This window comes from Nocardia sp. NPDC057353 (assembly GCF_042667085.1).
Taxonomy (GTDB): domain Bacteria; phylum Actinomycetota; class Actinomycetes; order Mycobacteriales; family Mycobacteriaceae; genus Nocardia.
The window spans coordinates 1-6,845 of sequence record NZ_JBHVAK010000119.1; the positions used below are offsets into that span (position 1 = coordinate 1).

Genomic DNA, 6,845 nt, shown 5'->3' on the forward strand with positions numbered 1-6,845 from the left:
GCACCGATCTTGGTGCGGGGCCCTCGCCGTCTGCGACAGGTTCAGACGGCGGCGAAGCCGACCCGGCCCGCGGAGGAGGTGCCGATCTCGACGTAGGCGACCTTGGCGGCCTGGATCAGGTACTTGCGGCCCTTCTCGTCGGTGAGCGCCAGTACCCCGTTCTCGCCGCCGAGCGCGCCGCTGACCAGGGACTCGACCTCTGCCGGGGTCTGCGAGCTGGCGATGACGAGCTCCCGCGGGCTATCCGAAATACCGATCTTGACCTCCACGGTCAACCTCCGAACCTAGAGTCCTGTGCTGTCGGTCCCAGGCTAGTCGAGCACCGGAGCGCGGCGGCACACGGCTGCTGCGCTGTCAGCGAACAGTTCAGGCCGGTTCCACCAGCTGGATCTCCAGCTCGATCTTGACCGCGCTGCTCAGGAATCCGGGCGCGACCGGCCCGACTCCGAGCGCGGTGCGGTCGATGCTGCCGGTGGCGGAGAAGCCCGCGTGCAGCTTGTCGTCACCGGGGTGCTGCTGCACGCCGCCCCACTCCACCTCCAGCGTGACCGGGGTGGTCTTGTCGCCGAAGGTGGCCTCGCCCTCGACGGTGAAGCTCTCGGCGATCCGGACCGGCGCGGTCGCGCGGAAGGTGAGGGTGGGGCGGTTGGCGACGTCGAGGAAGTCGGCGGTGCGCACGTGCTCGTCGCGGCCCGCGTTGCCGGTGTCGAAGGAGGCCAGGTGGATGGTGGCGCCGATGGTGGCGAGCCCTGCCTCGTCGACGGCGAACTCGGTCTCGAAGTTGGTGAACCGGCCGCGCACCTTGGAGATTCCGAGGTGCCGGACCGAGAAGCCGACCGAGGAGTGGTGCTCGTCCAGGGCTCAGGCGCCGGGCTTCAGCAGGGTGTCGTTCGTGCTCGTGGTCATGGCTCCACCGTCCCCGTACCCGGCGGGGGTACCAAGGCCGCGGTTATCCTGGCCCCGGCAGGGCGAGGCTGGGGCGCCCCGGTTCGGTCATCATGGAGCGATGTCAGCGAACAGGTTCGCCGAGTTCCTCGTCGCCCGCAGGGCCGAGCTGCGCCCGGCCGACGTCGGGCTGCCCGGCGTGGGCAGGCGCAGGACGCCGGGGCTGCGCCGCGAGGAGGTCGCGGTGCGCGCCGGGGTGAGCGTGGACTACCTGGCCCGGCTGGAGCAGGGGCGGGACAGCAACCCGTCGATGGCGATCGTGGACGCGCTCGCGAACGCGCTGCTGCTCGACGACGCGCAGCGGCACCACTTCGGGCTGCTCGCGCTCACCGCGGGCCGGGAGGAGCGGTGCCCGGGGGCGCACGCGCCCGCGCGGGTGGTGCCGGAGAGCGTCGCGGCCATCGTCGCGGCGCTCGACCCGACGCCCGCCTTCGTGCTCGGCCGCGGGCTCGCCGTGCTGGCGGGCAACCCGGCCTGGGAGGAGTTCGCCGGGCCGCTCGGCCTGCTCGAGCACCCCGGTGACCTGGCCTACTGGGTGTTCCGGAACGAGGCCGCGCACCGGGTGCTGCGCAACCGGGCCGCCGTCGCCGAGGCGTTCACCGCCATGCTCTACCGGGCGAGCATCCGCTGGCCCGCGGACCGGGAGCTGGGCGAGCTGATCGAGGAGCTGCGGCAGCTGCCCGAGTTCGCGCAGCGCTGGGCGCCGCGGCTGGCCGCCGAACCCGCCCCGACCCCGCTCCGGCTGGAGCACCCAGCGCACGGGGCCGTGGAGATCACCATGGAGACGCTGGAGACGCAGCGCGACCACACCGTCGTCGTCTGGCTACCCGACCGCGCACTCGCCCGCGAACCCGGGCTGCGCCTGGTCCACGGCGACCGCGCCGCGAGCGGGTAGCGGCTTTCGGGACGCCGAGTTCGCGCGGCCCTGGCGCGCGATCAGCGCGCCGTAAACGAGTAGCGGCAACCGCCGCTCACTCCAGGCCGGGGTCGCGCGGCGCGGCGCGCTCGCCCGCGGCCCCGCAGGTGCTCAGAGGCCGAGGGTGGCCATTCGGGCCGCGTGCCCGGCCTGCATGCGCTCGATCAGCTTCGCCATGCCGTTCAGGTCGCCGGTGGCGCTGAGCACCAGCTCGGTGAGCTCGTCCCGCTGCGCCATCACGTACTGCGCCTGGGTGATCGCCTCGCCGAGCAGCCTGCGCCCCCAGAGCGTGAGCCGATCGCGCTCGGAGCGGTTCTCCCGCACCGCGTTCCGCACCTCGTCCACGACGAACTGGGAGTGCCCGGTCTCGGCGAGCACGTCGCGGACGACGGTGCCGACCTCGGCGGGCAGCGCGCCCGCGATCTCGGTGTAGAAGTCGGCGGCGATCCCGTCGCCGACGTAGAACTTGACCATCGACTCCAGCCAGGTGGAGGGGTCGGTGGAGGCGTGGTAGTCGTCCAGCGCCCGGATGAAGGGGTCCATCGCCGCGTACACGTCGACGCCGCGCTCGGCGAGCGCCGCCTCCAGGGTGCGGAAGTGCCCCATCTCGGCCGCCGCCATCTTCGCCGCGAGCACCTTGCCGGAGAGCGTCGGGGAGAGCGCGGCCTCCTCCGCCAACCGGTAGAAGGCGGAGATCTCGCCGTAGGCGAGGACCGCGAAGAGGTCGTTCACCCCCGGGTGCACCGCGGGCACGACCGGCTCGGACGAGGACACGTCGGCAGGCGACTCGACTCCCATGCGCATCAGCCTAACCCGCTACCGGACCGGCGCGACCCCACCGGCCACCTCGACCTGCTCGGTGAGGAACTTGTCCAGGTAGGTCCAGGTGGAGTGCGCGGCATCGGGGCCGGTCAGGATGCCGAGGTGGCTGCCGGGGGCGGTCTCGTACCGCACCGCCCGCGCCCCGGTCAGGGTGCGCAGCCCGGACTCCACCGCGCCCGCGGCGGTGATGGCGTCGCGCGGGCCGCCGATCAGCAGCACCGCCGCGGTGACGTCGGCCAGCGCGATCCGGCGCGCGCCGAGCCGGAGCACGCCGGTGTCCAGGTCGCCCGCGAGCAGGAAGCGCCGCCAGACCTGGTCCATGAAGCGGCCGGGGTAGCCCGCCATGTCGGCCAGGAAGCGGTCGATCGTCTGCATCCTGGCCAGCGCGTCGGTGTTCGCCAGGTTGCTCGCGATGAAGAACGGCCGCCGCAGCTCGCGATCCCAGGCGGAGAAGCGGTAGGAGAGCCGGGTCAGCTGCGCGGGCACCCCGCCCGCCGCCCGGATCGCCGCCGAGGTGAGCTGCCCGCCGGTCGGGGCGGCCAGCAGCCGGAGCTGCGGCACCCCGAACATGCGGCGGTAGTCCAGCGGCGAGCCGACCGCGGTGACCGAGCGGATCGGCAGCTCCGGGTGCGCGGCGGCGGTGAGCAGCGCGAGCGTGCCGCCGAGCGACCAGCAGACCAGGTCGACCGGCTCGCCGCCGCGGTCCGCCGAGGTGCGCAGCACGGCCTCGGGCAGGATGCGGTCGATCCAGTCCTCCAGCCCCATCTCCCGGTCCGCGTACCCCACCGGCCCGTAGTCGACCAGGTACGGCGCCCGGCCGGAATCGCGGAGGAACTCGGCGACGCTCTGCCCCGGACGCAGGTCGAAGCAGCTCGCGGGGGCGGCGAGCGGCGGCACCAGCAGCACCGCGGGGGCCTCCGCCCCGCCGCCGTGGTGGTAGCGGCGCAGCGTCAGGTGCGGCTCGGCGCACAGGACGTCGGAGGGCACCGGCTCTGGCGCCCCGATGCCGGAGCCGAGCGGGGTCAGCGCCAGCGCGTTGCGGGCGGCGCGGGAAACAGCGGCGACGATGCTCACCGACCCAATTTCCCATACTGCGGTACCGCCGGTACTGGGTACTCCGGTTTCGTGCCGCGGATCACGTCGTCACTCCGGCCGAAGTCCGACCGGGCTCACCGCGGGCAGGATGTCGCGCTGCACCGCGTCGACCAGCGGCGCCAGCGAGGCGGTGAGCTCGGTGGCGGCATCGCTGGGCAGCGCGGCCAGCGCGCCGTTCCAGGCCGCCTCGTCGGTGACCCGCTCGACCCGCTGCAGCAGCGCCGCGCCGCTGCCGGTGAGCGTCGGGCCGTCCGGCTCCCCCGCGACCAGCCCGGCCGCGCGCAGCTCGTCCACCGCGTCAGTCCACTCCCGCTCGGAGAGCCCGCGCGCGGGCCGGATCACCGACGCGGGCACCTTCCCCGCCGCGGTCTGCAGCACCAGCGCCTGCCGCCCGGTGACCCCCGCGCCGACCAGGGCGGCGACGTGCCCGTCGCCGCGGTGCTCGCGCAGCGCGGTGGCCAGCTGCCAGAGCGCGGCCACCGGGTCGTCGGGCAGCGGTAGCGCCGCGTTGGCGGCGAAGAGCGGGCGGCCGGTGGGGTCGGCGGCGCGCTGCACCGGCGCCAGCAGCTCGACCGCGCGGGCGCACTCGGCAGCGCCCGCGCCCGCGCCGCGGAGCAGCGCGGTGGCGATGGCGGAGCGGGCGGTCAGGCAGGTCTCCGGGGTGGCGCGGGACCAGGCGTCCGGCAGCGCCTTGGCGATCATCTCCGGGTGGAACCCGGCGAAGGTGGCGAGCACGGTGGCGGGCGCGACGGCGCCGAGCGGGGCGGCCCGGAAGGCGAAGTAGGTCTGCCAGTAACCGCGCAGCCCGACCTCGGTGCCCGCCTCCTTCACCCCGGCCCCGAAATACACCACGTCGTGCAGCGGTTCGAGAGTCGTCCAGATTCGCCGAGCCGGATGAATTGCCATGAGCCGCAGCGTACGTGGGTGTTCGCCGAGGCCGGAGCACCGGGCGTACACAATTGTCCGGACCGGTCTTTCCGGGGGCGGAACAATAGCACGCTACAATCATTGCGGACAACGGAAGTTTGCCGGGTATACGACTCGGCGAAACAGCACCCGAACTCGGGACTCCGCTGTCGGGAAATGTGCGCGCACCGAATCCGCGGCTCCGCCGCGCCGCGCCGACGATCCACCGAGCGGGCCCCTCCCGGGCTGCCTGCCTCGATCGTCCGGCAGCGAGCCGAGCGGGTGTCGTCCGGGGAGAAACGTGGTCGTCGCGGGCCACCGGGCCCCACACCTCGTGCGCGCTGGATGCGATCGACGAGGAAAGGCACGAACCTGAGCAAGATCACTGTCGAACAGGAACCGGGGCTGGCGGACACGCTGCTGACCGCCGAGCTGGATGCGACGCACACCGCCCCGACATTCGCCGAATTGGGGGTTCGCGACGAAATCGTCCGCGCGCTCACCGAGATCGGTATCGAACGTACTTTCGCCATTCAGGAACTCACCCTGCCGCTGGCACTCGCGGGCGAGGACCTGATCGGCCAGGCCCGCACCGGAATGGGCAAGACCTTCGGATTCGGCGTCCCGCTGCTGCACCGGATCGCGAGCGCCGACGGCACGACGCCGCTGGACGGCACCCCGCGGGCCCTGGTCATCGTGCCGACCCGCGAGCTGTGCATCCAGGTCACCCAGGACCTGGAGAACGCGAGCAAGTACCTGCGCAATCACCAGGGCCCGCTGCGGGTGACCTCGATCTACGGCGGCCGCCCGTACGAGTCGCAGATCGCCGCGCTGCGCTCCGGCGTCGACGTGGTGGTCGGCACGCCGGGCAGGCTGCAGGACCTGGCCGACCAGCAGCACCTCATCCTCGGCAAGGTCGGGGTGCTGGTGCTGGACGAGGCCGACGAAATGCTCGACCTCGGCTTCCTGCCGGACATCGAGCGGATCCTGACCATGGTCCCGGAGAAGCGGCAGACCATGCTCTTCTCGGCCACCATGCCGGGCCCGATCATCACGCTGGCGCGCACCTTCCTCACCAGGCCCACGCACATCAGGGCCGAGGAGCCGCACGACTCCGCGATCCACGAGCGCACCACGCAGTTCGTCTACCGGGCGCACGCGCTGGACAAGGCCGAGCTGGTGGCGCGGGTGCTGCAGGCCGAGAGCCGCGGCGCGACCATGATCTTCACCCGGACCAAGCGGACCGCGCAGAAGGTCGCCGACGACCTGGCCGAGCGCGGGTTCGCGGTCGGCGCGGTCCACGGCGACCTGGGGCAGATCGCCAGGGAGAAGGCGCTGGACCGGTTCCGCAGCGGGAAGATCGACGTGCTCGTCGCCACCGACGTGGCGGCGCGCGGCATCGACATCGACGACGTCACGCACGTCGTCAACTACCAGTGCCCGGAGGACGAGAAGACCTACGTGCACCGGATCGGCCGCACCGGCCGGGCCGGGCGCACCGGCGTCGCCGTCACGCTCATCGACTGGGACGAGCTGAACCGCTGGGCCGCGATCGACAAGGCGCTCGGGCTCGGGATCCCCGAGCCGGTCGAGACCTACTCGCGGTCGCCGCACCTCTTCGCCGAGCTGGGGATCCCGGAGGGGGTCACCGGCACGCTGCGCAAGGCGCGGGTGGAGCGGGACGACGACGCGGTCGTCGTCGAGCGGCCCGCGCGGGAGCCGCGCAGCGGTAGGTCGCGGCGGCGGACCCGCGGGGGTCGGCCGGTCGAAGGCGAGAACGGTGCCGATGGCACCGAGGGTGTCGCCGAGGGCGATGCCACCGGTGACGCAGGCGAGGCGCCCGCGCGCAAGCGGCGCCGCAGGCGGCGCACGGGTACGGACCCGGTTGCCGACGCGGCGGGCAGTGACGCCACCGCGGCGACCGGCGGCGACGCGGCCGGTGGCGACGCCGCCGCGGCGGCCGGTGGCGACGTCACCCCGGCGACCGGCGCAGGCGCGGTGACCGGCGCCGACGCGGCGGATCGCGCTGCCGACGGCGCCGAGGCCACGACGGACTCCGAGGACTCCGGCGACAAGCCCGCCCGCCGTCGCCGCAGGCGCCGCAAGCCGTCCGGCGACGCCGCCCCGGCCGAGGCCACCGCCGAAGCCTGAGTTCACGCCC

General features: G+C 73.6%; 7 protein-coding genes. 2 read left to right on the forward strand and 5 right to left on the reverse strand.

Translation table 11 applies throughout. The annotated features are described in order from the left end of the window. Positions 1 to 41: 41 nt before the first annotated feature. Positions 42 to 269: a DUF3107 domain-containing protein gene (locus ACFUUZ_RS31360; protein ID WP_378702624.1), complete on the reverse strand. Its 228-nt coding sequence runs from the start codon at positions 267 to 269 to the stop codon at positions 42 to 44. 97 nt (positions 270 to 366) lie between these two features. Beyond that, positions 367 to 858 carry a YceI family protein gene (locus ACFUUZ_RS31365; protein WP_378702626.1) on the reverse strand — a complete coding sequence of 164 codons (492 nt, stop codon included), beginning with the start codon at positions 856 to 858 and terminating at the stop codon, positions 367 to 369. A gap of 148 nt (positions 859 to 1,006) precedes the next feature. Here ACFUUZ_RS31365 and ACFUUZ_RS31370 point away from each other — a divergent pair, with 148 nt between their 5' ends. Beyond that, positions 1,007 to 1,840, forward strand: coding sequence for a helix-turn-helix transcriptional regulator (locus ACFUUZ_RS31370; protein WP_378702614.1), 834 nt, complete (start codon positions 1,007 to 1,009; stop codon positions 1,838 to 1,840). Positions 1,841 to 1,972: 132 nt separating this feature from the next. Here the strand turns inward: ACFUUZ_RS31370 and ACFUUZ_RS31375 are convergent, their stop codons facing one another. The 3 genes from ACFUUZ_RS31375 to ACFUUZ_RS31385 all read right to left on the reverse strand — a co-directional run bounded on the left by ACFUUZ_RS31375 (position 1,973) and on the right by ACFUUZ_RS31385 (position 4,684). Continuing rightward, entirely contained in the window at positions 1,973 to 2,659 is a 687-nt protein-coding gene (locus tag ACFUUZ_RS31375) for a ferritin-like fold-containing protein (RefSeq protein WP_378702616.1), read from the reverse strand. 18 nt (positions 2,660 to 2,677) lie between these two features. Beyond that, on the reverse strand, positions 2,678 to 3,757 hold the full coding sequence (locus tag ACFUUZ_RS31380) for an alpha/beta hydrolase (protein ID WP_378702618.1): 1,080 nt from the start codon (positions 3,755 to 3,757) through the stop codon (positions 2,678 to 2,680). A gap of 69 nt (positions 3,758 to 3,826) precedes the next feature. Continuing rightward, positions 3,827 to 4,684 carry a hypothetical protein gene (locus ACFUUZ_RS31385; protein ID WP_378702620.1) on the reverse strand — a complete coding sequence of 286 codons (858 nt, stop codon included), beginning with the start codon at positions 4,682 to 4,684 and terminating at the stop codon, positions 3,827 to 3,829. A 345-nt stretch (positions 4,685 to 5,029) separates the two neighbouring features. Between ACFUUZ_RS31385 and ACFUUZ_RS31390 the strand changes: the two genes are divergently transcribed. Further along, the gene (locus tag ACFUUZ_RS31390; protein WP_378702622.1) at positions 5,030 to 6,835 is read left to right on the forward strand and encodes a DEAD/DEAH box helicase; all 1,806 of its coding nucleotides are present in this window, start codon (positions 5,030 to 5,032) and stop codon (positions 6,833 to 6,835) included. Positions 6,836 to 6,845: the final 10 nt, after the last annotated feature.

What these genes read in the sequence shown, in the direction of transcription:
- ACFUUZ_RS31370 (WP_378702614.1), top strand. Translation starts at nt 1,007, where the DNA reads ATGTCAGCGAACAGGTTCGCCGAGTTCCTCGTCGCCCGCAGGGCCGAG.
- ACFUUZ_RS31375 (WP_378702616.1), bottom strand. Translation starts at nt 2,659, where the DNA reads ATGGGAGTCGAGTCGCCTGCCGACGTGTCCTCGTCCGAGCCGGTCGTG.
- ACFUUZ_RS31385 (WP_378702620.1), bottom strand. Translation starts at nt 4,684, where the DNA reads ATGGCAATTCATCCGGCTCGGCGAATCTGGACGACTCTCGAACCGCTG.
- ACFUUZ_RS31390 (WP_378702622.1), top strand. Translation starts at nt 5,030, where the DNA reads ATGCGATCGACGAGGAAAGGCACGAACCTGAGCAAGATCACTGTCGAA.